The 24,746-nt window shown below is 38.5% G+C and carries 18 protein-coding genes and 1 pseudogene; 15 read left to right on the top strand and 4 right to left on the bottom strand.

Translation table 11 applies throughout. The features are described from left to right. Both ACTBZY_RS00005 and ACTBZY_RS00010 read right to left on the bottom strand, forming a co-directional pair. The coding region (locus tag ACTBZY_RS00005) for a hypothetical protein (RefSeq protein ID WP_463044259.1) at window positions 1–427 on the bottom strand (427 nt) is incomplete at its 3' end. Next, the gene (locus tag ACTBZY_RS00010) at window positions 424–1,566 is read right to left on the bottom strand and encodes a glycosyltransferase family 4 protein (protein WP_463044260.1); all 1,143 of its coding nucleotides are present in this window, start codon (window positions 1,564–1,566) and stop codon (window positions 424–426) included. The genes ACTBZY_RS00010 and ACTBZY_RS00005, both read right to left, overlap by 4 nt. 95 nt (window positions 1,567–1,661) lie before the next feature. Between ACTBZY_RS00010 and ACTBZY_RS00015 the strand changes: the two genes are divergently transcribed. The 14 genes from ACTBZY_RS00015 to ACTBZY_RS00080 all read left to right on the top strand — a co-directional run bounded on the left by ACTBZY_RS00015 (window position 1,662) and on the right by ACTBZY_RS00080 (window position 20,762). Further along, window positions 1,662–2,531 (top strand): glycosyltransferase family 2 protein, encoded by an 870-nt coding sequence (locus ACTBZY_RS00015; protein WP_463044261.1) that lies wholly within the window; start codon window positions 1,662–1,664, stop codon window positions 2,529–2,531. Between the two features lie 203 nt (window positions 2,532–2,734). Further along, the gene (locus ACTBZY_RS00020) at window positions 2,735–3,064 is read left to right on the top strand and encodes a hypothetical protein (protein ID WP_463044262.1); all 330 of its coding nucleotides are present in this window, start codon (window positions 2,735–2,737) and stop codon (window positions 3,062–3,064) included. A 15-nt stretch (window positions 3,065–3,079) separates the two neighbouring features. Next, a complete protein-coding gene (locus tag ACTBZY_RS00025; protein ID WP_463044263.1) occupies window positions 3,080–3,988 on the top strand; it encodes a ribonuclease Z in 909 nt (302 codons plus the stop codon). A 93-nt stretch (window positions 3,989–4,081) separates the two neighbouring features. Then, window positions 4,082–6,166 carry a HEPN domain-containing protein gene (locus ACTBZY_RS00030; RefSeq protein WP_463044264.1) on the top strand — a complete coding sequence of 695 codons (2,085 nt, stop codon included), beginning with the start codon at window positions 4,082–4,084 and terminating at the stop codon, window positions 6,164–6,166. Continuing rightward, window positions 6,166–6,933, top strand: a complete 768-nt coding sequence (cobA, locus tag ACTBZY_RS00035; RefSeq protein ID WP_463044265.1) for a uroporphyrinogen-III C-methyltransferase — start codon at window positions 6,166–6,168, stop codon at window positions 6,931–6,933. The genes ACTBZY_RS00030 and cobA overlap by 1 nt, the downstream gene beginning before the upstream one ends. A gap of 5 nt (window positions 6,934–6,938) precedes the next feature. Beyond that, window positions 6,939–7,820, top strand: a complete 882-nt coding sequence (locus ACTBZY_RS00040) for a sulfite exporter TauE/SafE family protein (RefSeq protein ID WP_463044266.1) — start codon at window positions 6,939–6,941, stop codon at window positions 7,818–7,820. A gap of 11 nt (window positions 7,821–7,831) precedes the next feature. Continuing rightward, window positions 7,832–8,506, top strand: coding sequence for a phosphoadenylyl-sulfate reductase (locus ACTBZY_RS00045; protein ID WP_463044267.1), 675 nt, complete (start codon window positions 7,832–7,834; stop codon window positions 8,504–8,506). A 52-nt stretch (window positions 8,507–8,558) separates the two neighbouring features. Next, the gene (gene cysD, locus ACTBZY_RS00050) at window positions 8,559–9,470 is read left to right on the top strand and encodes a sulfate adenylyltransferase subunit CysD (RefSeq protein ID WP_463044268.1); all 912 of its coding nucleotides are present in this window, start codon (window positions 8,559–8,561) and stop codon (window positions 9,468–9,470) included. A 119-nt stretch (window positions 9,471–9,589) separates the two neighbouring features. After that, on the top strand, window positions 9,590–10,846 hold the full coding sequence (locus ACTBZY_RS00055; RefSeq protein ID WP_463044269.1) for a sulfate adenylyltransferase subunit 1: 1,257 nt from the start codon (window positions 9,590–9,592) through the stop codon (window positions 10,844–10,846). A 377-nt stretch (window positions 10,847–11,223) separates the two neighbouring features. Next, window positions 11,224–15,777, top strand: a complete 4,554-nt coding sequence (gene gltB, locus ACTBZY_RS00060; protein WP_463044270.1) for a glutamate synthase large subunit — start codon at window positions 11,224–11,226, stop codon at window positions 15,775–15,777. A gap of 34 nt (window positions 15,778–15,811) precedes the next feature. Then, window positions 15,812–17,326 (top strand): glutamate synthase subunit beta, encoded by a 1,515-nt coding sequence (locus tag ACTBZY_RS00065; RefSeq protein WP_463044271.1) that lies wholly within the window; start codon window positions 15,812–15,814, stop codon window positions 17,324–17,326. A gap of 347 nt (window positions 17,327–17,673) precedes the next feature. Continuing rightward, window positions 17,674–18,264: a ribonuclease HII gene (locus ACTBZY_RS00070; RefSeq protein WP_463044272.1), complete on the top strand. Its 591-nt coding sequence runs from the start codon at window positions 17,674–17,676 to the stop codon at window positions 18,262–18,264. Window positions 18,265–18,274: 10 nt separating this feature from the next. Then, entirely contained in the window at window positions 18,275–19,225 is a 951-nt protein-coding gene (locus ACTBZY_RS00075; RefSeq protein ID WP_463044273.1) for a formylglycine-generating enzyme family protein, read from the top strand. 223 nt (window positions 19,226–19,448) lie between these two features. Beyond that, complete coding sequence (locus ACTBZY_RS00080) at window positions 19,449–20,762, top strand: Gfo/Idh/MocA family protein (RefSeq protein WP_463044274.1); 1,314 nt, start codon at window positions 19,449–19,451, stop codon at window positions 20,760–20,762. A gap of 348 nt (window positions 20,763–21,110) precedes the next feature. Here the strand turns inward: ACTBZY_RS00080 and gndA are convergent, their stop codons facing one another. After that, window positions 21,111–22,985: an NADP-dependent phosphogluconate dehydrogenase gene (gene gndA, locus ACTBZY_RS00085; RefSeq protein ID WP_463044275.1), complete on the bottom strand. Its 1,875-nt coding sequence runs from the start codon at window positions 22,983–22,985 to the stop codon at window positions 21,111–21,113. A gap of 118 nt (window positions 22,986–23,103) precedes the next feature. Here gndA and ACTBZY_RS00090 point away from each other — a divergent pair, with 118 nt between their 5' ends. Then, complete coding sequence (locus ACTBZY_RS00090) at window positions 23,104–24,297, top strand: M20 metallopeptidase family protein (protein WP_463044276.1); 1,194 nt, start codon at window positions 23,104–23,106, stop codon at window positions 24,295–24,297. A gap of 69 nt (window positions 24,298–24,366) precedes the next feature. Here ACTBZY_RS00090 and ACTBZY_RS00095 read toward each other — a convergent pair. After that, window positions 24,367–24,746 (bottom strand): annotated as a pseudogene (locus ACTBZY_RS00095) (ion channel); the annotation flags it as partial.

Genomic DNA, 24,746 nt, shown 5'->3' on the forward strand with positions numbered 1-24,746 from the left:
GGCCTATAGAACCAAGAATAGATATGACCATACAAATCTTCAGGAAGTTCATCCTTAGGTAGGACTCTCTTACAGTAGCCAGATAGAAATAAAAATACAGTACAATGCCAATGACGAAGTAGTCGTAAATGAATAATGAAAGGGACATATACCTATGTGCCGGGTATACAATCATGTATATGATAACCATTACAAGAAAAGAAATACCTAAGAAATTAAGCGGTGTGTCATTTCTATAAAGGGTCTTGAAATTCCGGAATGGTAATACCAAGAAAATACCCCCTAGCATAAATAAAGTAGAGAATGCGGTACTATTAGGTGCCAGACCTATGCCATCCCTTATGGCATAATTTAAAGGTCCACTACAGAAAACCATGCTAATGGCAAAGGCATCTCGATGTTTTAGAAATAGGTTTAATAGGTTCATTGAGCCAGATGCAGTTTCATAAAACCATTATACATTTCTTCTGCCACTTTTTCTGGCGAAAAAGTAGTAATTATTTCTTCCGATGATTTTCCGAAGGCTGCTATTTTCTTTGGATTGTCAACAAAAAATTGCATAGCATTCTGCAATTCATTTTCAGAAAAGGCGTCAAACGTAAAACCGTTGGCGTTATTCTTTACCAAGTCAGCCGAAGAACCAGACTGCTTGGATACTATTACGGGCATTCCACAAACCATAGCTTCATTGGTGACCAGACCCCATGGTTCTGAATAACTAGGCAGAATTAAGATATTAGCTAATGCCAGTTTTTCGGGAACACCATGCCATTCTTGAGGAGGGAGTATAAATAGATTTTTTAACGATTTATAATCCTCCTGAATGCCTTTTTTTAAAGGACCGTCGCCTACTAAAATTAAGCCCCAGTCATTTGCGTTTTCTAAATTCCGGAAGGATTCAATCAATCTTTTCAGGTTTTTGATGTCTAAAAATCTACCAACGAAAATGAAATTATACTTTGAATACTTACTTCTTTCTGTTTGAAATTCTTCAGAGGCTTTGAAATCAGCATGTATTTTAGCAACCAGATTATTGTTAACTGAATTTCGCCTCATTAATATTTTTCTCTCAGGAGCACCTAGTTTTAGCATGTAGTCGGCAGATTTTTTTCCATAACAGAAAAAACCATCAGCAAAAAACACTATGATTTTTTTAACAAGTTCTGCATACCATTTATTTGGATTGTCGCTTTCTGTGGAGTCTACGGCCAAAATTATTTTTATACCTAGAAGTTTAGCTATAAAATGTATGGTCACCATGGCAGGCTCATAGTACCCTGGAAGCACGATAACAGTAGGTTTAAAAGATTTTACTCTTGTAAAAACCTTCTTAACTCTATCAAAATACTTGGTGTTTTCGTAAACGTCATCGTAAAGGAGTTCATATTCATAAGTATGAATAGAGGTATCCGCTTCTCCAAAATCTAACCGAGCTTTTTCATATTTAGCCGTTTGGATAATTCGAAGTTCGTCTTTAGGATTATCCTTGACAATTTTTTCTAATTCTGTAAATATGCCTGCTTTGTAATGCGACCAAAGAAACTGATGAATCAGTAAAATCCTCATTTATGAAGTTTGAGTTTCGGTGTTTAGGCAAATTTAGGAATAAAAATATAGCTCTTTGAATGCTTTTGCGAAAAACAAAAAATTATATTTGCCTCATGACTGAGATAGCTATTGCAAAGAAACTTCCCATTACAGCCGTCATTCTGACTTTCAACGAAGAGAAGAATATCAAAGATTGTATTGATAGTCTTTATTCATGGGTTGGAGAGATTTTCGTAGTAGATTCTTTTTCGACTGATCGTACCTTAGAATTGCTTAAGGAATACCCAGGAATAAAAGTAGTTCAAAACGCCTTTGAAAATTATAGTATTCAAAGAAATTGGGCATTTGACAATTTAGAGATTTCGAACGACTTTATCCTTAATCTAGATGCGGATCACCGCGTTATGTTAGAACTGAAGGAGGAATTAACCGAGCATTTTTCTAAAGGAATTCCTGAAGAGGTAAATGGATTTATGGCTTCTAGAAGAACGATGTTTTTAGGAAAGTGGATTAAAAGAGGTGGGCATTTTCCTGTTTATCATGGCATTATTTTCAGAAAGGGTTTTGGGCAATGTGAATTGAAAAAGTACGACCAGCATTTTCTTATCACGGGAAAGTGCCTGGTGTTAAAGTCTAATGTGATTGATATCATTACGGAGTCTTTAACGGTATTTACCCAGCGGCATAATAAATGGTCAAGCTTGGAGGCCGAGGATGTAATGGCTTACCAACTTAATAAAGGAGAAGGTAGGGTACAGGCACTCAAAAATGGTAACGAAATGGAGAAAAGGCGTTATCAAAGGATGAAATACTATTCTTATCCGCCATTCTTAAGGGTTTTTCTCTATTTCTTCCATCGTTATATACTGAAGGGTGGTTTTAGAGAGGGCATTCCTGGTTTGATATTTCACTTTTTACAGGGGTTCTGGTTTAGATTTTTGGTGGATGCCAAAATTTGGGAATTGAAAAATATAAAAGAATAAGAGGATGGATAGCTCAGAAATATATTAGTGAGCTTGATTTCTCCAATTTAGGAAAGAGTGGTCTGCAGTCGTTGTCATGACCCTAGTCGTCATATTTGCTGTGTAAAAAGAGTTTTTTTATACAAGTTAAATGGAATTAGTGCAGGTACATAAGTGTTGCATAAGTAGTTAGTCAATTAAAAATTTAATCCTGGAAATTTGAAATGGGCTTTAAAATAGAAGGAGTAGAAGAGATTATTACAGTGGTAGCAGAAGAGGGCGGCAAGTCTTTAGCTGCTTTGGCTTCTGACATTCAACTTGGAGCGTTGTCTTTAGTGGTAGATTATGGGGAGCACGCTTTTACACCGTCTGATATAGATATGCTTAAAAAGTGGGATGAAAGAATAAAGGATTATAAGGGACTGCTGGTGCTGACAGGTTCTAAGAATCCAGAAATAGAGCATGTTCTTTACCTGCCTACTTTCCATGAAGCCAAGGAAGCCATTTTTATGAATGATTTAGAAAACCAATTTCTGGAAGAAATGGGTGAATAATAGAAAATAAAAATTTTGAAATTAACAGTATTAGGTATTGGTTCAGCCTCGCCTCAGTTAGGTAAAAATCCTTCTGCATTCTTAGTATCATTTGATAATGAGCATATTCTAATAGATTGTGGAGAAGGTACGCAGCACAGACTTCTAGAAAAATCAGTAAAGATTAGTAGACTGAAAACCATCTGTATTAGTCATTTACACGGGGACCATTATTTTGGGTTAATAGGATTACTCTCAAGTATGAACCTGAGTGGTCGTGCTGAACCAATAACGCTTATTGGGCCACCTGCACTTCAAGAAATATTGAATATCCAATTTTTAGCAGCGAATACCCAATTAAATTTTGAACTGAATTTTATAGCAACGGACAATTCAAAATCGGAAGTCCTTTTTGAAAAGAAGGATTTTGTTATAGAGAGTATTCCACTTATTCATCGGGTGCCATGCACAGGTTTTAAGTTATCTTCAAAAGCTGGAAAGAGACATATAAGGGCCGAAAAACTTCCAGAGGGATTTCCTATCCCTTTTATTCATCAGTTAAGAGAAGGTTTAGATGTAGTGGATCCGCTTACAGACGAAGTTTACAAATCCAAGGAATATACAAAGCCAGGAGAGCCTTCTAGGTCTTTTTCTTACTGCTCAGATACGGCCTACAATCCTGAGATTATTCCTATTATTGCAGGTTCGGATTTGGTCTATCATGAAGCTACTTTTACAAAAGAATTGGAAGACCGAGCAGAAAAAACACAACATAGTACCGCAGAGCAAGCAGCTAAAATAGGCAGAGACGCAGGTGTTAAAAAAATGATTTTAGGACACCTTTCTTCAAGGTATAAGACTGAAGAAGGTCATCTTTCCGAAGCTCGAAGTATCTACAAAAACGTTGAAATGGCTATCCAGGGAGCGATTTATCAAATTAATTAGAAGTTTTTTGAACTTTTAATCTACTAAGTCTATTAGTTTAGTAGATTATTAATAAATTTGCAGTCAGTTCTCACAAAAGGAAATCATATTATAATGCAAAGCTTTAGAACAGAATTAGAAAACCCAATAGTAGAAAAGGACATATTGGATCTTGGTAGAAAAATCCAATTGTTTAAGGAAGGGAAGATTGATGATGATAAATTCAGAAGTCTCCGTTTAGCCAGAGGAGTATATGGTCAGCGTCAGGAAGGCGTTCAGATGATAAGGATTAAGCTTCCATACGGAAAGATGACTTTTGACCAGTGGAGAAGGATTTGTGCGGTTTCTGATGAATATTCTACTGGAATGATGCATTTCACTACCAGACAAGATATTCAGATTCACTATGTGAGTTTGGACAGAACGCCTGAGTTGTGGGCAGAACTAGAAAAAGATAATGTAACCCTAAGAGAGGCTTGTGGTAATACGGTTCGTAATGTCACGGGTTCTGTTACTTCTGGCGTGGATAAAAATGAACCTTTTGATTTAACGTCTCATGCTCACGCTACTTTCGAATATTTCTTGAGAAACCCTATCTGTCAAGAGATGGGTCGTAAGATGAAATTCTCTTTCTCAAATACTGATGAGGATACTTCTTTGGCCTATATGCATGATATTGGGTTCATTGCCAAAGTGCAAGATGGTCAGAGGGGGTTTAAGGTTGTTGTAGGGGGGGGACTTGGTGCACAGCCGAGAATGGCGGATGTCGCTTATGAGTTTCTTCCAGAAAATATGATAATTCCATTGGCTGAGTCTATTCTTCGTGTTTTTGATCGCCATGGCGAAAGAAATAGTAGAAACAAGGCAAGAATGAAATTCTTAATTGCCAAGATTGGTTTTGAAGCTTTCATGGAGCTTTTAGAAGAAGAAAGAGCTGCTTTGAAATCGAAAGTATTTGAAATAAATACCATAACGGATGCCCCAGAATTAGCGTATAAGACGGTTGAGGGTACTGTTGAAATTGAAGATAAAAAGAAATACGAAAACTGGAAGGCTACCAATGTTATTTCCCAGAAACAGGAAGGCCTTTTTGGCGTTTTTGTTAGAGTTCCTTTAGGTAATATCAATACCACAGATACTAGAAACCTTTTGGATCAACTTGAAGGATATATTGGTAACGATATGAGGGTAACTATCAATCAAGGTCTTTTCTTTAGAAATATACCTGAAGGTAACCTTGATTATGTGTTTAGTGTTTTGGCTCAGTTCGGTTATGCAGAGGCTGGAGCTAACAGCGTCGTAAATATTACAGCGTGTCCGGGTACAGATACTTGTAACTTGGCTATTTCAGACAGTACAGCTGTTACTAAAGTATTAGAAGAAGTTATTGAAAATGAATTTCCTGCCCTTATCAATAATAACGACATCCTCATTAAAATTTCAGGGTGTATGAATTCTTGTGGTCAACATGGTGTGGCCAACATCGGATTTCATGGTAGTAGCATGCGTGCCGCAGATAAGAGGGTGTTGCCTGCATTACAGGTTTTATTGGGTGGTGGAACCATTGGAAATGGTGAAGGGAGAGCCGCAGATAAAGTCATTAAAGTTCCTAGTAAAAAGGGACCAGATGTATTAAGGTACGTGTTGAAAGACTATGCAGATAATGCCAATCAAGGAGAGCGTTTTAATGATTATTATGACCGTCAGGGTAAGATTTATTTCTATGACATCTTAAAACCTCTAGCAGATTTAGATAAACTTCAAGAAACCGATTTTGTAGACTGGGGACGTGAAGAGCAATTTAAAACAGAAATTGGTGTAGGAGAATGTGCTTCTGTGATTGTGGATTTAGTAGGGATATTATTCTTAGAATCCGAAGAGAAATTGGATAACGCTCAAGCGGCCATTAATGAAAATAGATATGCAGATGCTATCTACCATACTTATGCATCTCAGGTTAACGCTGCCAAAGGTCTTTTGATAGATAAAGGTGTTAAAACCAATACACAAATGGGTGTTATTGCAGATTTTGACGAAAATTATAAAGAAGAGTTTGGTGGATTGGTTGCAGAGCAAATACTACAAATTAAAAAGAACGAGCCTTCTTTAGATTTTGCAAATACATACTTAGCGGAAGGTAAAGCCTTCTTAGAAAAAGCAATGTCATACAGAAACGCACTAAATTTAAAACTGGCCTAATGATTTCGCCGAAACTTACATTAGTGGGGGCGGGTCCAGGAGACCCTGAATTAATTACCTTAAAAGCCATTAAAGCACTTCAAAGTGCAGATGTGGTTTTATATGATCATTTGGCATCTAAAGATCTTTTGGAATATGCCTCTTCTGCAGAATTAATTTATGTGGGAAAAAGAGGTCATAAAAGAGGGATTTCTCAAGATCAAATCAATGACTTAATTGTAGCAAAGGTTATTGAGAAGGGTCACGTGGTAAGATTGAAAGGTGGAGACCCCTTTGTTTTTGGAAGGGGAGTGGAAGAAATTAATTATGCCACAGATAGAGGCATTCCAACGGCATATATCCCCGGGGTTTCTTCTGTAAACTCTATTGGTTTATCTGGAATACCTCTTACAGATAGAAATCATGCCGATGGATATTGGGTAATTACCGGTCATAAATCGGATGGCAGCCTAAGCTCGGATGTGAAATTGGCAGCGATGTCAAATTCTACCTTGGTTATATTAATGGGCATGAGCAAATTGAATGAAATTCAAGAGATTTATTCTTCTTTAGAAAGAAGTCATGTACCTGCCGCTATTATTCAAAACGTAAGCTCGGATAGCGAGAAAATGGCAATTGGCTTAGCTGGAAATCTTGAAAACTTGGCAGGAGAAAACGGTCTGAGTAATCCAGCTGTCATAGTTATAGGAGAGGTGGTCAATGCTCTTAAAAATGGATTTGGTACCGCATTAAAACAACAAATCTCCTTATATCAAAGAGTGGCTTAATTTAGATGAAAAAACTAGCTCTTTCGCTAAGCGACCTTATTAACTTCAAAACCATCGCGGTTTTTATGGTTATCATGAAGTTGGCTTTAGCTGCCGTTTTGATTTATCGCGTATATGTTGATTTTGATACCAATACTTTTGTTTTAGATTCTAACTTTTACTTTTTCATTTTTATCGGTTTTCTGGCTCAGCTAATTGATGGTTCTTTAGGTATGGCCTATGGTGCAACCTGCAGTTCTATGATGATGACCGTGGGCGTGCCGCCTGCTTATGCCACAGCGGGCGTACACACCGCCAAAGTTTTCACAGCAGGAGTTTCGGGTCTTTCACATATTTTTTTAGGAAACATTGATAAGAAAATGTTTTTCAGAATAGTACTGACGGGGGTTGTTGGAGCCATGGTAGGAGCATATGTTATTTCTGAAGTGATTGATGGTGATTTCATTAAACCATACATTTCGGCATATCTGGTTTTTCTTGGGGTTATGATTTTCATGAAAGCCTTTAAGGCAAAGCCCTTAGCACCCGTGAATAAAAACCTTGGTTTCTTAGGCCTTTATGGTGGTTTTTTTGACGCGATAGGTGGTGGTGGATGGGGGCCTTTAGTGACCTCTAATCTTTTAAGTAAAGGTAATCCAGCCAAAGAAACAATTGGGACTGTGAATACCGCAGAGTTTTTTGTCGCTTTCTTTAGTACAGGTATTTTTATGCTTTTTGTAGATACTCAGGCATGGCAACTTATTGCCGCCTTAATAATTGGTGGTATTTTTGCCGCTCCTTTAGGAGCCTACCTCGTAAAGTTCATTCCACAAAAAGTATTAATGGTTACAGTGGCAGTGGTGGTGATGTTGGTGAGTTTAATAAATGTTGTAGGGGTTTTCTTTTAAGGATTTAGATTATGGAAGAATTATTAAATAAAAGTTTGGAGGAAAGATTAGCTTGGGTGGTAGAAAACCATTCAAACATCGTTTTTTCTAGCTCTTTTGGACAAGAGGATCAGGCTATTACGCATGCCATCTTTTCCAAAGATTTACCAATAGAAGTTTTTACCCTGGATACTGGGAGACATTTCCAGGAAACTTATGAGGTGATGGATAAAACTAAAGCCAGATATAAAAAGGAGTTTACGACTTACTTTCCTGAAACGGCTGCCATAGAAAATTTAGTTAAAACCAAGGGCTTCAATAGTTTTTATAATTCTGTAGAAGACAGAAAGGAATGTTGTTTTTTGAGAAAAATAGTTCCTTTAAAGAGGGCATTGGAAAATGCGGATGTCTGGATTACAGGTCTAAGAGCAGACCAGTCTGACAATCGCAACGATATGAAGATTTGGGAATGGGATGAGGCCAATCAAGTGCATAAGTTCAATCCTTTGATAGATTGGTCTTTTGAAGACATGGAGGATTATTTAAAAGAGCATAAAGTACCTCAGAACAGTTTGCATAAAAAGGGTTTTGTGAGTATAGGCTGTGCACCATGTACCAGGGCTATTGCAGAAGGAGAGCATCCTAGAGCAGGTAGATGGTACTGGGAGGAGTCGCAAAAAGAATGTGGTTTACATGCTGTGAAATAGCATACGCCATTTGAATAAAATAGAATTTAGTTTTTAATAGTATAGTAATACGATGATTTTAGAAGATAGCAATAGGAGTTTTCCTAGACAGTTAGAAGACGAAGCAATTTACATCATGAGAGAAGTGGCTGCTCAGTTTGAGAAGCCTGTTTTACTTTTTTCTTGTGGTAAAGATTCTATCACCTTGGTAAGATTGGCTCAAAAAGCCTTTTATCCGGGTAAAATTCCATTTCCTCTTTTACATGTGGATACGGGTCATAATTTCCCAGAAACCATCGAGTTTAGAGATAAATTGGTGGCGGAATTAGGTCTTGACCTTCAAATTGGTAGTGTACAGCAGTCTATAGATGAAGGTAAGGTAAAAGAAGAAACTGGTAAATACGCGAGTAGAAATGCTTTGCAAACGGTGACGCTCTTAGAGGCTATTGAAAATGGCAAATACGACGCCTGTATGGGAGGTGCCAGAAGAGACGAAGAGAAAGCCAGAGCCAAAGAAAGAATCTTCTCAGTAAGAGATGATTTTGGTCAATGGGATGCTAAGAAGCAAAGACCAGAAATGTTTGATATGCTTAATGGGAAGATAGACATGGGAGAAAATGTAAGAGTTTTTCCTATTTCTAACTGGACAGAATTAGACGTTTGGAATTATATCAAAGAAGAGCAGATTGAAATACCTTCTGTATACTTTGCTCACAAAAGAAGAGTATTTGATAGAGATGGTTTGATATGGTCTGAGTCCGAATTTGTGAATAAATCGGACGATGAGGAGGTTTACGAAGACTCCGTAAGATTTAGAACCTTGGGAGATATGAGCTGTACAGCTGCAGTTAGGTCTACTGCGGATAATATAGATTCTATCATTGACGAGATTCTGAGTGCAGAAATTTCAGAAAGAGGTGCTCGAATAGACGATAAACGTTCTGAAGCGGCAATGGAGAAACGTAAGCAACAAGGTTATTTCTAAAGTCCGTCCGAACGAAGTCCCTGCCTGTAGGCGGACTGGGAGGACAATGATATAAACACAAAATTCAAAAGTAGGTCTTTTCTATGATAGGCCTGCAAAAGATTATTAAGAAGAAACAAATGGATATTTTAAAAATAGCAACGGCAGGTTCTGTAGATGATGGTAAAAGCACATTGATTGGCCGTTTACTGTATGAAACAAAATCTATCACTAAAGATAAAATAGAGGCTCTAGAAACTGCTTCAAAGAGAAAGGGCTTAGACTTTACAGACCTATCTTTATTGACGGACGGTTTGATTGCTGAGCGTGAGCAAGGTATTACCATTGATGTAGCTCATATTTACTTTAATACACCTACTCGTAAGTATATTATAGCAGATACACCTGGTCACTTTGAATATACTAGAAACATGATTACTGGTGCCAGTAACGCATCCGTTTCTATTATTTTGATAGACTCTAGAAATGGTATTTCTGAGCAAACCAAAAGGCATTATTACATCAGTCAGCTGTTGAGGATTGAAAACGTCATAGTGGCGGTCAACAAAATGGACTTGGTAAATTATAGCCACGAGTCTTTTGAGACCATAAAGAAAGATTTTGAAACCACGGTGGGTAAGGCTGGCTTTGAGGGTCAAAAAATCACTTTCATTCCTTTATCTTCTTTGTACGGAGAAAATATTACCACCAAGTCTGAAAAAATGGATTGGTATGATGGTGCTTCCTTATTGGGTATTTTAGAAAGTATAGAAAATAAGCAAGTAAGAACAGGTGCTGACGCCATCCCTGCCAGAATGGGTGTGCAGTATGTGGTAAGACCCAAAACAGAAGAATATCACGATTATAGAGGTTATGCAGGTAGAATAAGCAGTGGAGAGTTTGAGGTAGGAGATGAGATAACGGCTTTACCAAGTGGTCAAAGTTCTACTATTAAGAGTATTCAAAAGTTTGAAACTAATCTGGATAAAGCTATCGCTGGAGATTCCGTGGTTATAACATTGGATACCGATATTGATATCAGCAGAGGAAATATGTTGACCAGGTCTAATGTATTACCGGATGGTAAAAAAGCGATTAAGGCTAAGATATGTTGGATGGATAGCACACCGCTATCTGCCGGTAAAACTTACCTTTTGCAACACGGTGTTAATATTCAGAAGGCTAAATCAATATCAATTGATTCTGTTTTGGATGTTCAGCATCTCGTAGAATCTGAAGATAGAAATGATATTAAATTGAATGAGATTGGCGTGGTTAATTTGAAAACGGCAGGAGAAATCTTTGCAGATAGTTATGAAACGAATCCATCAAACGGTGCATTTATACTTATAGATCCTATGAGTAATACTACAGCTGGCTTAGGCTTTGTCTTGTAGTTTAAGTAGGCATTTTAGAATTAGTAAAAAAGGCGAGCAGAAATGCTTGCCTTTTTTGTTTTTAGTTACGTTTCTATCCATCTTTTCTCGAAAATAAAGAATAAATAGAGACTTATAGTTGTTAAGACAAGTAGATTTCTTTGATATTTTGCTGGTGAATTGTATTATTCTAATGTTAAATTTTGATTAAGGTATTTTATTATTATTACAGCCTTAAAATTGGAGAATACCTGACAATCTCAATTTTTTTTGTTATTATATTGCAAGGCAGAGCCAAAAATATAACCACTATTTTTGCTCTATCGGGTTAACTAATTTTTGTCTAATAAAGACGGTTTTACTCAGCATACATTTTTATAACAGGAGTACTATAAGGAATGATTGAAACAGAACAAAATTCAGGCTTATATAACAGTGAGTTTGAGCATGACGCATGCGGAATTGGCTTCAGAGCACATCTGAAAGGCCGTAAATCTCATGGAATAGTAACAGATGCCATTCAAATGCTAGAAAGAATGGATCATAGAGGAGCATGCGGATGCGATCCCAATACGGGTGACGGTGCAGGGCTGTTGTTACAAATTCCTCACGAGTTTTTTGTGTCCGAATGTCGAAACAAAGGATTTAAGTTGCCATCTGCTGGAGAATACGGTGTTGGTCAAATTTTCTTCCCTTATCAAGAAATTGCCAGAGAAGAGTGCCGAGAAATTCTAAATAGAAAAATAGAAGAGCTAGGCTTTGATCTTTTGGGCTATAGGAAAGTTCCTACGCTCAACGAGACGCTTGGAGAAGGTTCATTAAAAGTGGAGCCGTGGGTAGAACAAGTTTTTGTTAAAATGCCTGAAACGGTTGAGGATGACCTGATTTTTGAGCGTAAGCTTTATGTTTTAAGACAATTTGCTTCTGCGGTTATTAGAGACTCGGTTAAAAGTGTAAGAGAGTCCTTTTATATTTCTAGCTTGTCTTGTCGTACCATTTCTTATAAAGGTCAATTAACTACAGACCAACTAAAATATTACTTCCCAGATTTACAAGATTCAAGAGTGGTTTCGGCCTTTGCTATTGTTCACTCTCGTTTCTCTACCAATACTTTCCCATCTTGGAAATTGGCTCAGCCGTTTAGGTTCATTGCTCATAATGGTGAAATCAACACCGTTAAAGGTAATGTAAACTGGATTAGAGCTGCAGAAAAGTCTTTCTATTCCGAATTCTTCACGAAGGAAGAAATGGAAATGATTATGCCTATCTGTGATAAAGGCAATTCTGATTCTGCTATGTTAGATAACGCCATAGAGCTGCTTTATCTTTCAGGAAGATCTCTTCCGCATGTTATGATGATGATGGTTCCAGAGGCGTGGGACGGAAACGAAGCCATGGATCCAGTAAGAAAGGCATTTTATGAGTACCATGCTACTATTATGGAGCCATGGGATGGCCCTGCATCTATTTCATTTACGGATGGAAAGATGGTAGGAGCGACATTGGATAGAAATGGTTTAAGACCTTCTAGATACTGGGTGCTGAATGACGATACCGTTGTGATGGCTTCAGAAGCAGGGGTTTTAGATATAGACCAATCAACGGTAGTTTCTAAAGGTCGTTTACAGCCAGGTAGAATGTTTGTGGTAGATATGGAGCAGGGAAGAATTATCCCTGACGAAGAATTAAAAGCTGATATCTGCTCAAGGCAACCTTATGGTGAGTGGATTGATAAGCATAAAATCAATATTAAGAAACTTCCTAAATCTATAAGACCATATACGCATTATAGCCCTGAGAAACTTCTTAAGAGGCAAATAACAGCGGGATATACATCTGAAGATTTAAGATTGATTTTAGGACCCATGGCATCTTTAGGTAAAGAGGCAATTGGTTCTATGGGGATTGACATACCATTGGCCATTTTGTCAAGCCAAAGTCAGCACCTTTCTTCTTACTTTAAACAACTATTTGCTCAGGTAACTAACCCACCGATTGACTCTATTAGAGAGCGGTCAATCATGTCATTGATATCTTTTGTAGGTACAGCAGACAATATTTTAACGGAGTCACCAAGACATTGCCGTCAGGTGCAGTTACAGCAACCTGTGTTAACACCGAAAGAATTTGATAGGCTGAGATTTGTGGATCGTGATGGCTTCCAAGCTAAAACCATCAATACTTATTTCTATACCAGCACAGAAAACCCAGGCGAAGCTTTGGCTTTTGGTATAGAAAGGATTTGTAGATATGCCGAAGATGCCATAAGAGATGGTTTTGAGATTTTGGTTTTATCTGATAGAGCAGTAGATTCAGAGCACGCTGCTATTCCTTCACTATTGGCGACATCTGCAATCCACCACCACTTAATCCGTAAAGGTTTGAGAGGAAAGGCGAGTATTGTAGTAGAAGCGGCTGATGTTTGGGAAACGCATCATTATGCAGCATTAATAGGTTATGGTGCATCAGCGATATGTTCTTATTTGGCTTTTGAGACATTGACAAAAATGAACGCTTCTGGTCAGATTGACGGGGAGTTTACAGACAAAGAATTATATTATAACTATATCAAGGCTGTAGATAAGGAGTTATTGAAGATTTTCTCGAAAATGGGGATTTCGACATTACAGTCTTATCAAGGAGCTCAAATCTTTGAGTGCTTAGGTCTTAATCAAAAGGTTGTTGATAAGTATTTTACAGGCACTGTTTCAAGAATTGGAGGTTTAGGTATTGACGAAATCGCTAAGGAGGTTATCGTTAGACATCTAGTGGCTTATCCTAATGAGGAGAAGGAATCTGTCAATAGGTTAGAAGTAGGTGGTGTTTATCAATGGAAACAACGTGGCGAAAAGCACATGTTCAATCCAGACTCTATACATTTACTACAACAGTCTACTAGGGTAGGTGAAAAGGACATTAACGAAGGGTATAAGATTTTTAAAAAATATTCTAAGCTCATAAACGACCAATCTAAAGAAGCCTTAACACTTCGAGGATTAATGCGTTTCAAGCAATCGGAATCTATTTCAATTGATGAAGTAGAATCTGTAGAAGAAATATTCAAACGCTTTGCTACTGGAGCCATGTCATTTGGTTCTATTTCTTGGGAAGCTCACACCACATTGGCTATAGCGATGAACCGTATTGGTGGTCGTTCAAACTCTGGTGAGGGTGGAGAAGATGAATCAAGATACACACCTATGGAAAACGGAGACAGTATGTCTTCTAATATCAAGCAGGTGGCTTCTGGAAGATTTGGTGTAACAAGTTATTACTTGTCTAACGCCAAAGAACTTCAAATTAAGATGGCTCAAGGTGCCAAGCCTGGAGAAGGCGGTCAGCTTCCTGGTCATAAAGTGGATGATTGGATTGGACGTACGCGTCATAGTACGCCTGGTGTAGGTTTAATATCCCCACCTCCTCACCACGATATCTATTCGATTGAAGATTTGGCTCAGTTAATTTATGACTTAAAAAATGCCAACGAAGAAGCTAGAATTTCTGTGAAATTAGTTTCAGAAGCTGGTGTGGGTACCATTGCAACGGGTGTGGCTAAAGCTCACTCAGATGTGGTATTGATAGCAGGTTATGACGGGGGTACTGGAGCTTCTCCTTTATCTTCATTAAGACATGCAGGTCTTCCTTGGGAACTAGGTTTGGCAGAGACGCATCAGACCCTTGTTAAAAACAAGTTGAGAGGCAGAATCGTAGTGCAGACGGATGGACAGTTAAGAACTGGTAGAGACATAGCCATTGCTACTTTATTAGGAGCAGAGGAGTTTGGTGTGGCAACAGCGGCCTTAGTGGCAGCAGGATGTATCTTAATGAGAAAATGTCATTTAAATACTTGTCCGGTCGGCATTGCTACGCAAAGAAAAGAGCTAAGAGCTTTATTCAGCGGTAAGCCAGAACATGTTGTGAATATGTTTACATACCTCGCCATGGAAATGCGTGAGATTATGGCTGAATTAGGTTTCAAAACGGTCAACGAGATGGTTGGTCAGGTTCAGAAATTAGAAAAGAGAAGCGACATCAAGCATTGGAAATATAAAGACTTAGACCTTTCTAAGATTCTCTATAAAGAGCCTATTTCTGCGGAGGTGGCAGAATATAAGCAAGAAGAGCAAGACCATGGAATTGAGTTTGTTCTAGACAGGAAAATGATTAAGGACGCTAAGGCAGCTTTAGAAAATGGAGAAGCTGTATCTGCTGAATATCCTATTAATAACTTGGATAGAACAGTGGGAGCCATGCTTTCTCATAAGATTTCTAAACTTTATAAAGGAGAAGGATTACCAGCAGGTACTATTCACTTTAAATATAGAGGAACAGCAGGGCAATCTTTCGGTGCATTCTCTACAAAAGGTTTGAAGTTAGAACTCGAAGGAGACTCTAATGACTATTTTGGGAAAGGATTGTGCGGTGCTGAGCTGATAGTCTACCCAGATAGAAAAGCTACTTTCAAAGCAGAAGAAAATATGGCAGTTGGTAATGTTTCTTTCTATGGTGCTACCTCTGGAGAGGCATTTATAAGAGGGCTAGCAGGTGAACGTTTTGCGGTTAGAAACTCTGGTGCTAGAGTAGTCGTAGAAGGAATAGGTGACCATGGCTGTGAGTACATGACTGGTGGTACAGTAATTGTTTTAGGGCCAACTGGTGAGAACTTTGCCGCGGGTATGAGTGGTGGAATAGCCTATGTTTACGACAAGGACAAAGTGTTTGATCGTAAGTGCAATAAAGAAATGGTAGATTTAGAAGGCTTGACGGCTGATGATGAAGCTATTTTGGAAGGCATGATTACCAAACACATGGAAGCCACGGGTAGCGAAGTAGCGAAGGTTATCTTGGCTGACTTGAAGTCAGAGTTGGAAAACTTTGTAAAAGTTTATCCACGTGATTACAAACGTATCTTGGCGGAAAGAAGTAAGGCAGAAGCCACAAAAGCGGCATAAGGAAATCAATTTTAAAAAGTACAACGGCAATAAAATGGGAAAACCAACGGGTTTTTTAGAATTCGAAAGAGAAGCTTCTAAATATAGGAGCATTGAAGAACGTAAAAAAGACTACCAAGAGGTAGAACAAAAATATAATTCTGAGCAAACACATGAGCAGGCTGCTCGCTGTATGGACTGTGGCATTCCTTTTTGTCATAATGGTTGCCCATTGGGTAACATTATTCCAGAATTTAACGATGCAGTTTATGAGGAAAACTGGAAGCAGGCATATCAAATTTTGGCGAGTACAAATAACTTTCCAGAATTCACAGGAAGAATTTGCCCTGCACCCTGTGAATCTTCATGTGTCTTAGGAATTAACAAACCTCCTGTTGCTATCGAGTATATTGAGAAATCAATTATCGAGAAGGCTTACGAAGAGGGATGGGTTGTTGCAAATCCGCCATCTTCAAGAACAGGAAAAACGGTAGCGGTAGTTGGTTCTGGTCCTGCTGGAATGGCAACGGCTGCTCAGTTGAATAAAGCAGGTCATACGGTTACTTTGTTTGAAAGAGCTGACCAAATTGGTGGCTTGGTGCGTTATGGTATTCCAGATTTCAAGCTTAATAAAGACATCATTGATAGAAGAATAGCAGTGATGGCTGAAGAGGGTGTAATATTCAAAACAAGTACCAATGTAGGGGTTGATATTAAAGCAGAACAATTGGAGAGAGATTTTGATGCTGTTGTTTTAACCGGTGGTTCTACTGTACCTAGAGATTTAAGTATTCCTGGAAGGGAACTTAAAGGGGTGCATTATGCAATGGAGTTTTTAAGTCAGCAAAACAAGAGAGTGGCCGATGGTAAAGGTATCAAGGTCGATTTCTCAGTAGATCATCAAGGTGCTAAATATCAAAATGGCGATTTGTCTGCAAAAGGTAAGAACGTCGTGGTTATTGGTGGAGGAGATACTGGTTCTGACTGTGTAGGTACTTCTAACAGACACGGTGCCAATGCTATTTATCAAATAGAAATTATGCCAATGCCTCCTGCAGAGAGAGCAGAAAGCACGCCTTGGCCGCTTTGGCCTATGCAGCTTCGTACCAGTACTTCCCATAAAGAAGGCTGTGATAGAGATTGGCAAATAAACACGAAAGAGTTTGTAGGTGACGAAAACGGAAACCTGAAAGGCTTAAAGTTGGTGAATATTGAATGGATAAGAGATAATGACAGAATGGTCATGAAGGAAATTCCAGGAACCGAAAAAGAGGTGCCTTGTGAATTGGCTCTGCTTGCTGCAGGATTCTTACATCCACAGCACGAAGGTCTATTAAATGACTTAGGCGTAGATTATGACCAAAGAGGAAATATTAATGCTCCAAAATATCAAACTAGCAACGAAAAGGTTTTTGCTGCTGGTGACATGAGAAGAGGTCAATCTTTAGTGGTTTGGGCTATATCTGAAGGTCGTGAGGCCGCAAGAGCGGTAGATGGATACTTAATGGGTCAGTCTTTCTTAGAAGCAAAATCTGTTTCTATGATTTCTCCAGCTTATTTAGGTGTTTAAATTATAAAAATCTTTGAGCTTTATGGGTTCAAGTTTTCAATGAAAGAGCAGTCCTAGTTTTCTAGGGCTGTTTTTTTATGAATTTACTCTTCCCTGGCTTTTTAACTCGGTTTATGCATTGGAGAATCGTAATGAATAGTTAAAGTGTAATAATCAGACATTTAAACAATATTAGCATAGTGGTCTACCCTGAGCTTTTTGTCGAAGGGTTCTGGTGATTGAGTTTACATGAGTTTACGAACTGATTTGAAGTTATTGAACTACGGTCCCGATAAGTATCGGGAGATTTTCTAATGAATAAAGCGGGTTTAATTGAGATATTATGCCCTAGATATTAACTTGCCATCATGCTGAAACCCTATTTTAATAAAGAATGTATAGAGGCTGGATTAGACGAGGCTGGTAGAGGATGCCTAGCGGGTCCCGTGGTAGCTGCGGCTGTTATCCTACCAAAGGATTATGATAATCTAGAACTTAATGATTCTAAGCAGCTCGATAAGGCTGCAAGAGAACGTTTGGCAGAAATTATAAAAAAGGATGCTCTGGCTTTTGCCATAGGAATTTGTTCCCAAACGGAGATAGACGAAATCAATATTTTACAGGCCAGTATCTTAGCCATGCATAAAGCAGTGGCTTTATTAGAAATAGCTCCTGAACATTTACTGGTAGATGGAAATAGATTTGTTCCTTATTTATCAATTCCCCATACTTGCATTATTAAAGGCGATGGCAAATATCAGAATATAGCGGCAGCTAGTATTTTGGCCAAAACGTATAGAGATAATCTTATGGAGAGCTATGCCAAAGAGTTTCCTCATTACGGTTGGCATACCAACGCTGGTTATCCAACAATTAAGCATAGAGCCGCCATAAAGGAGTATGGTGTAACTTATTTGCATCGCATGACTTTTAGACTTTTAAAACCCGAAATTGAATAAAAAAAATTAGATGAAAATTATCTTAAGTTTCGTACTGCTACTTTCTAGCTTACTTTTTATACCACAAGAATTCAAAGATTACAGACAGGAGATTCCAAACACAAAACAGGGGTTTGATATGATCGCCATTCCTGGGGGAGCGTTTCTCTTTGGAAGTCCGGAAACTGACAAAGACAGAGATGAAGACGAAGGACCTCAAAAAAAGGTGGCTTTAAGTTCCTTTTGGATGGCCAAATATGAAACCACCTGGGATTTGTACCTTATCTATCAGAATAGCGAATTGGAAATAGATAAAAAGTTGGTGTTGGATGGCATTTCAAGACCCACCAAACCTTATGTGGAAATGTCTTTTGGGCAGGGTAAAAATGGCGGTTTCCCAGTATGTAACGTAACGCAGTATGCCGCAAGGTCGTTTTGTAAATGGCTATATAAAAAAACAGGCGTATTTTACCGCTTGCCTACTGAGGCAGAATGGGAATATGCTGCTAAAGCAGGAAGTACCACACCTTGGCATTTTGGAGAAGATAAAGGGCAATTAGAAGATTACGCATGGTTATATACCAATTCCAACGGTGCTTATAGCATAGTAGGAGAGAAGAAGCCAAACAAATGGGGACTTTATGATATGTATGGGAATGTGGCAGAGTGGACTTCAGATGCCTATTTACCGAATGTGCATCAAGTTTTAGAAGATGGTGTGAAGGATCCGTCTTTTGAACCTGTAAAACTTTATCCTCATACCATCAAAGGTGGACATTGGGACGATGACCCAGAGGCTCTTCGCTCTGCCGCTAGGGTAGGTTCTACACAAAGATTGAAACAACAAGACCCTCAAATTCCTAAGTCAGATTGGTGGCTTACGGATGCTCCTTTTTTAGGTTTCAGATTGGTAAGACCTTCGGTTCAACCTTCGGAGGCTGAGATTGAAAGATATTTTGCCCCACCACCAAAAGATAAGTAATACTCCTATTGACGTAAGAAAATGCCTTACGCCCTATATTTCCTGGAATTGGTTTAGGCCAATTCTTTATCGGAAATTAAGGTAATCCTTAAAGAATGAGTGGGATGTTGGCAGAAACAGGCTATTTAGCTATTGTTTAAAGACTCCTGTTTATTTTATCGTCAGTTTTTTTTAGCTTTAGTCATTCAACCGTTTTGTAAATAATATATCCCTTAGAAATAATATGAAAGATTTAAATCGCCGTTCTTTTATTAGAAACTCGGCCATGTTTGCTGGTGGAGCGGCATTGGTAGCTAATCCTCTTATGTCTTCTGCATTTTATGCCGGAGCAGATGAAATCAAAGTAGCTTTAGTGGGCTGTGGAGGTAGAGGTTCTGGAGCTGCCTTTCAAGCATTGTCTGTAAAAGAAAATGTGAAATTAGTGGCCATGGCAGACGCTTTTAGAGATAGGCTAGACAGTTGTTATACCAACTTAACTACTGGAAGAGCATTAGAAGGCGAGGTAGCTGGGCGTGTTCAGGTAGCTGAAGAAAACAAATTTGTGGGTTTTGATGGATATAAAAAAGCCATAGCATTGGCAGATGTGGTTATCCTTACCACACCTCCAGGTTTTAGGCCAATTCATTTTGAAGAAGCGGTACGTCAAAATAAGCATGTATTTATGGAGAAGCCTGTAGCTACAGACGCTCCAGGCATTAGAAGAGTTTTGGATGCAGCTGAGGCCGCAAAAAAGAAGAATCTTAAAGTGGTGGTGGGGCTTCAGCGTCATTATCAGAAATCGTATTTAGAGACATATAAGCGGGTAGTAGATGAAGGAATGATAGGAGATATTGTTTCAGCTCGTTGTTATTGGAATAATGATGGTGTTTGGGTGAAAAAGCGTGAAGACAGCATGACAGAAATGGAATACCAAATGAGAAACTGGTATTACTTCGTTTGGTTATGTGGCGATCATATCTCTGAGCAGCACATTCATAATATAGATGTTATCAACTGGTTTAAAGGAGGGTATCCTACTGAGGCCATTGGTATTGGTGGAAGGGAAGTAAGAAAAGGGAAAGAATACGGAGAAATATTTGACCACCATGTGGTAGAATTTGAATATGCCGACGGAATGATATTAAATAGCCAATGCCGTCACCAACCTGGTACAGTGGCTAATGTGTCTGAGCATTTGATTGGAACAAAAGGCCGTGCCACAGAGGGCAAAATCACAGATTTAAAAGGGAATAGTCTTTTCCGTCATAGAGGCAGAGAAGACAAAAACGCTTATCAAGTAGAGCATGATGTTTTATTCCATAATATTTCTAATAATATAGCGGTAAATGATGCCTATAATGGAGCGATGAGTACCATGACGTCTATTCTAGGTAGAATGGCTACTTATTCGGGTCAAAAAGTGACTATGGAAGAGGCTCTTAAATCAGAGATTTCTTTAGCTCCAGATAGTTTCACATGGGATACGATGCCAAAATCGTTGCCAGATGCTAATGGTTTTTATCCAATTCCTGTTCCTGGGAAATTCAGAGCGGTATAGCATTTATAGAAAGGTTTTAAGAATAAAAGGTCTCGCATACGCCATCTAAATGGTTTATTCGAGACCTTTTTCTATATATCAACCTTAACTTAATTCCATTTAAAGTTTAACCCGGTTTATGCATTGGGCAATCTCCCGATTTTATCGGGGCCGTAGCTAAATTGCTTCAATTCAGTACAAATCGTCAAACTCAGCACAGGCTACACCCAATTAAAGGAAATCACCATAGCCCTTTGACATTAGCTAAGGGTAAACGCTATGCTAATTTCCTTTAATTGTCTGATTTATTGTACTTTAAAATACATAACGATTCCCTATTACATAATTCGGGTTTAAATACACTTGATTTTATTCCCAAATGGTGTGATAAGACTTGCCACTTTCGTCATCTACACGTTTATAGGTATGTGCACCAAAGAAGTCTCTCTGAGCTTGAATAATATTGGCGGTAGGATGATGATATAAACTGGCGTTCAAATAATCCAAAGCAGAAAGGTGACATGGCATAGAAACTCCAGTTTGAATACCAGAAATTGCGACAGTTCTTAAAGAGCCTAATTGAGCGTTTAAGCTCTGCTTTTCGCTATTAAGAATAAGTGAAGTGGAAGTTCTTAGTGTATCAATTAACGTTTCCATTAGTCCAGAACGAATGATACAGCCATTGGTCCATATTCTAGCTATTTCAGATAGGTTTAACGTCCATTCGTATTTGTTAGAAGCTTCTTCTATCAATTGAAAACCCTGTTGGTGATTAACGAGTCTGGCTAATTGATAGGCACTTTTAAGGTCTGTTATTCTAATATTCCCTGTGATAGCTTCCAATTTAAAAGTATTGGTAAGCTCGGTTCTTTTGGTTTTAAATGCAGAAATGTATCTTGCAAATAAGGCTGAAGAAATCATGGTAGCTGGTATGCCCAGCTCTGCCATAGATTCCGTGGTCCAGCTTCCTGTACCTTTGTTGCCAGCTTGGTCTAATATGATATCCACCATGTACTGGTCACCTTCTTTCTTAGTCAAAAGTTTATAAGTGATTTCTAGTAGGTAGCTGCTCAATTCGCCATCATTCCATTCTTTTAAAATATCTGAGATTTCTATAGGAGATAGTCCGTTGACATATCTTAAAAGAGCAAAAACTTCCGCTAATAGCTGCATTTCAGCATATTCTATGCCATTATGCACCATTTTAATATAGTGTCCAGAGCCGCCTTTGCCTACATATGTACAGCAAGCATTTCCTTTTTTGTCTCTAGCTGCTATAGCTTCTAAATAGGGTGCTATTTTCTCATAAGCGGTTTTATCGCCACTAGGCATAATAGAGGGACCTTTGAGTGCTCCCTCTTCGCCACCAGACACACCCGTTCCAATAAACTGAATACCTTTTTTAGATAATTCGATTCCTATTTTTTCTGTATTGGTAAAGTGTGAGTTTCCACCGTCGATAATCACGTCTCCTTCGTCTAAAAGAGAAGAAAGTTCATCAATGACTAAATCGGTTACTTTCCCTGCATTCACCATCAAAAATACTTTTCTAGGAGTTTGCAAAGCTTGAACAAAAGCTCTCATATCTTCAAAACCTTTGGCTTCGCTTAATTCGTCAAATTCGGTGATGAACTTCTCCGCAACTTGCTCCTCAGTACCTTTTGAAAATCTGTTGTAAAGGGCTAATTTAAAACCATTGTTGGCGAGGTTTCTGGCGAGGCTTTTACCCATAACGCCTAGTCCTACGAGTCCAAATTCTTGTGTTGGTATTGGTATTTGTTTCACAATGTCTGCAATTATGTTTTCTGGTTCTTGGTCTATAGAAACGTGTAAGCCATAAGGTGGAATCTCAAGGGTTTCAAATTGAGATTTTAGAAGACCCGGTGGCATAAAGTGATTTTTACGGGCTTTCATTCTTGCGTCAATGAGTTCATAGCTACCTTCCAAATAAACAAAGGTGGCTTGACCACCAATTCCTTTAAAGAGAAGTGCTCTGTATACTTCTTTCAGTGCAGAGCAAGCAAATACACCACCTTCTTTGGAGGTTTTTGCCTTTTTATTGATGGATTCCAGCCAGCCCTGACGGTCGTCGTCATTGAGCGGAATGCCTTCACTCATTTTGTCGATATTGGCTTGTGGATGAAAATCATCACCATCATAAAATGGAATTTGTAGTTCTTTTGCCAATAATTCGCCAACAGTAGATTTCCCACTGCCGCTCACACCCATTATATATATAATCATCTAAAACGCTAAATTTGAGCAAAGAAAGCAAAACCTACATTTTTTAACTAAGAATATGCCAATAGATTCTTGAAGGAAGAGAAAACCAGTAGTTTTGCACAGCAATAAATAAGAAATTATGAGTCTGATTGATAAAATAAAAACTTTAGCCGCAGAGCAATTTGAAAATTCTGTGGCCATTAGAAGGCATTTGCATGCTAATCCTGAATTATCTTTTGAAGAGCATGAGACTTCGGCTTTTGTGGTGAAGACTTTGGAAGAAATGGGTTTGAAACCAGAGCATGGTATCGCGGGTACGGGTGTGGTGGCTTTAATAGAAGGAAAAAATCCATCGAAAAAAGTTGTTGGACTTCGAGCAGATATGGATGCCTTACCCATTTTTGAAGCTAATGATATTTCTTATAAATCAAAAAACGAAGGGGTGATGCATGCCTGTGGGCATGATGTGCACACCACTTCTTTACTAGGAACAGCTAAAATTCTAAATAGCCTGAAAGATGAGTTTGAAGGTACGGTGAAGCTTGTTTTTCAACCAGCGGAGGAGAAAGCACCAGGTGGGGCTTCTATTATGATTAAAGAAGGAGTGTTGGAAAATCCTAAACTTCAGGCTATGCTGGGCCAGCATGTGGCACCTAATATTCCTGTAGGTAAAATAGGTTTTAGAGAAGGGATGTACATGGCAAGCACGGATGAAATTTATTTAACTGTAAAAGGTAAAGGAGGGCATGGAGCGGCTCCAGATGCATGTATTGACCCTATTTTAGTAGCCTCTCACATCATTGTGGCCTTGCAGCAAATTATTTCTAGAAATAGAAAACCTACCAATCCCTCCGTTTTAACCTTTGGTAAAATAGTAGGTCTGGGTGCTACCAATGTTATACCCAACGAAGTGAAGATTGATGGTACCTTTAGAAATATGGATGAAGAGTGGCGTGAAAGAGGGCTACAATTAATCCAAAAAATGGCTGAAACTATGGCGGAGTCTATGGGTGCTGTTTGTGAGTTTGAAGTTATTAGAGGGTATCCTTATTTGGAAAACAATCCAGCATTGACAAAGAAGGTAAGAAAAGCTGCTGAGGCCTATATGGGTAAAGAGAATGTGGTTGATTTAGACTTATGGATGGCAGGAGAAGATTTTGCCTTTTATTCTCAGGTGGTGGATTCTTGCTTTTACAGGCTAGGGACTAGAAATGAGGCCAAAGGAATAGTTTCTGGCGTACATACACCTACTTTTAATATTGACGAAGGAGCCATAGAAATAGGTATGGGACTCATGGCCTGGAATGCCATAAGCGAATTGGCTAATCATTAACAATTTTTTGAAAAATTTTATTAGAGGCTCGACTTCGGTAAGTTGAGCCTCTTTTTTTGTGGTCTATTGCTAATATTTATTCAGTTCAGCATCATATATCTCATCAATTTTTCCCAAGTCTAGCACATACGCTTTATCTACGGCTTCCAGCATGGATGTGAATTTAGCTCCCCACATAAGTTCATTATAGAGGTAAGATTTTCTTGAATGAACAGGGTCAATCATGGTGTCATTGATGGCTTCAATGGATACAATAAATTCACCATCACATTTTTGAAGACTTTCTGCAGTTTCGCCATAGAGTATGCTTTCCTTGGTAATAGGATGAACCACGGTCCAGGCCGTGGGTAAGTAAAGTACTTTTGAACGCTCAGTGTCTAAAGTATAGTATTTTCTAATGGTTTCGTTACGATCGGTTTCGTTCCGAGAGAAAATGAAAGTTACTTTTA

It is taken from the genome of Arcticibacterium sp. (assembly GCF_055134445.1).

Coding starts and splice junctions, on each gene's coding strand:
- ACTBZY_RS00010 (WP_463044260.1), bottom strand. CDS start 1,566: ATGAGGATTTTACTGATTCATCAGTTTCTTTGGTCGCATTACAAAGCA.
- ACTBZY_RS00015 (WP_463044261.1), top strand. CDS start 1,662: ATGACTGAGATAGCTATTGCAAAGAAACTTCCCATTACAGCCGTCATT.
- ACTBZY_RS00020 (WP_463044262.1), top strand. CDS start 2,735: ATGGGCTTTAAAATAGAAGGAGTAGAAGAGATTATTACAGTGGTAGCA.
- ACTBZY_RS00030 (WP_463044264.1), top strand. CDS start 4,082: ATGCAAAGCTTTAGAACAGAATTAGAAAACCCAATAGTAGAAAAGGAC.
- cobA (WP_463044265.1), top strand. CDS start 6,166: ATGATTTCGCCGAAACTTACATTAGTGGGGGCGGGTCCAGGAGACCCT.
- ACTBZY_RS00040 (WP_463044266.1), top strand. CDS start 6,939: ATGAAAAAACTAGCTCTTTCGCTAAGCGACCTTATTAACTTCAAAACC.
- ACTBZY_RS00045 (WP_463044267.1), top strand. CDS start 7,832: ATGGAAGAATTATTAAATAAAAGTTTGGAGGAAAGATTAGCTTGGGTG.
- cysD (WP_463044268.1), top strand. CDS start 8,559: ATGATTTTAGAAGATAGCAATAGGAGTTTTCCTAGACAGTTAGAAGAC.
- ACTBZY_RS00055 (WP_463044269.1), top strand. CDS start 9,590: ATGGATATTTTAAAAATAGCAACGGCAGGTTCTGTAGATGATGGTAAA.
- gltB (WP_463044270.1), top strand. CDS start 11,224: ATGATTGAAACAGAACAAAATTCAGGCTTATATAACAGTGAGTTTGAG.
- ACTBZY_RS00065 (WP_463044271.1), top strand. CDS start 15,812: ATGGGAAAACCAACGGGTTTTTTAGAATTCGAAAGAGAAGCTTCTAAA.
- ACTBZY_RS00070 (WP_463044272.1), top strand. CDS start 17,674: ATGCTGAAACCCTATTTTAATAAAGAATGTATAGAGGCTGGATTAGAC.
- ACTBZY_RS00075 (WP_463044273.1), top strand. CDS start 18,275: ATGAAAATTATCTTAAGTTTCGTACTGCTACTTTCTAGCTTACTTTTT.
- ACTBZY_RS00080 (WP_463044274.1), top strand. CDS start 19,449: ATGAAAGATTTAAATCGCCGTTCTTTTATTAGAAACTCGGCCATGTTT.
- gndA (WP_463044275.1), bottom strand. CDS start 22,985: ATGATTATATATATAATGGGTGTGAGCGGCAGTGGGAAATCTACTGTT.
- ACTBZY_RS00090 (WP_463044276.1), top strand. CDS start 23,104: ATGAGTCTGATTGATAAAATAAAAACTTTAGCCGCAGAGCAATTTGAA.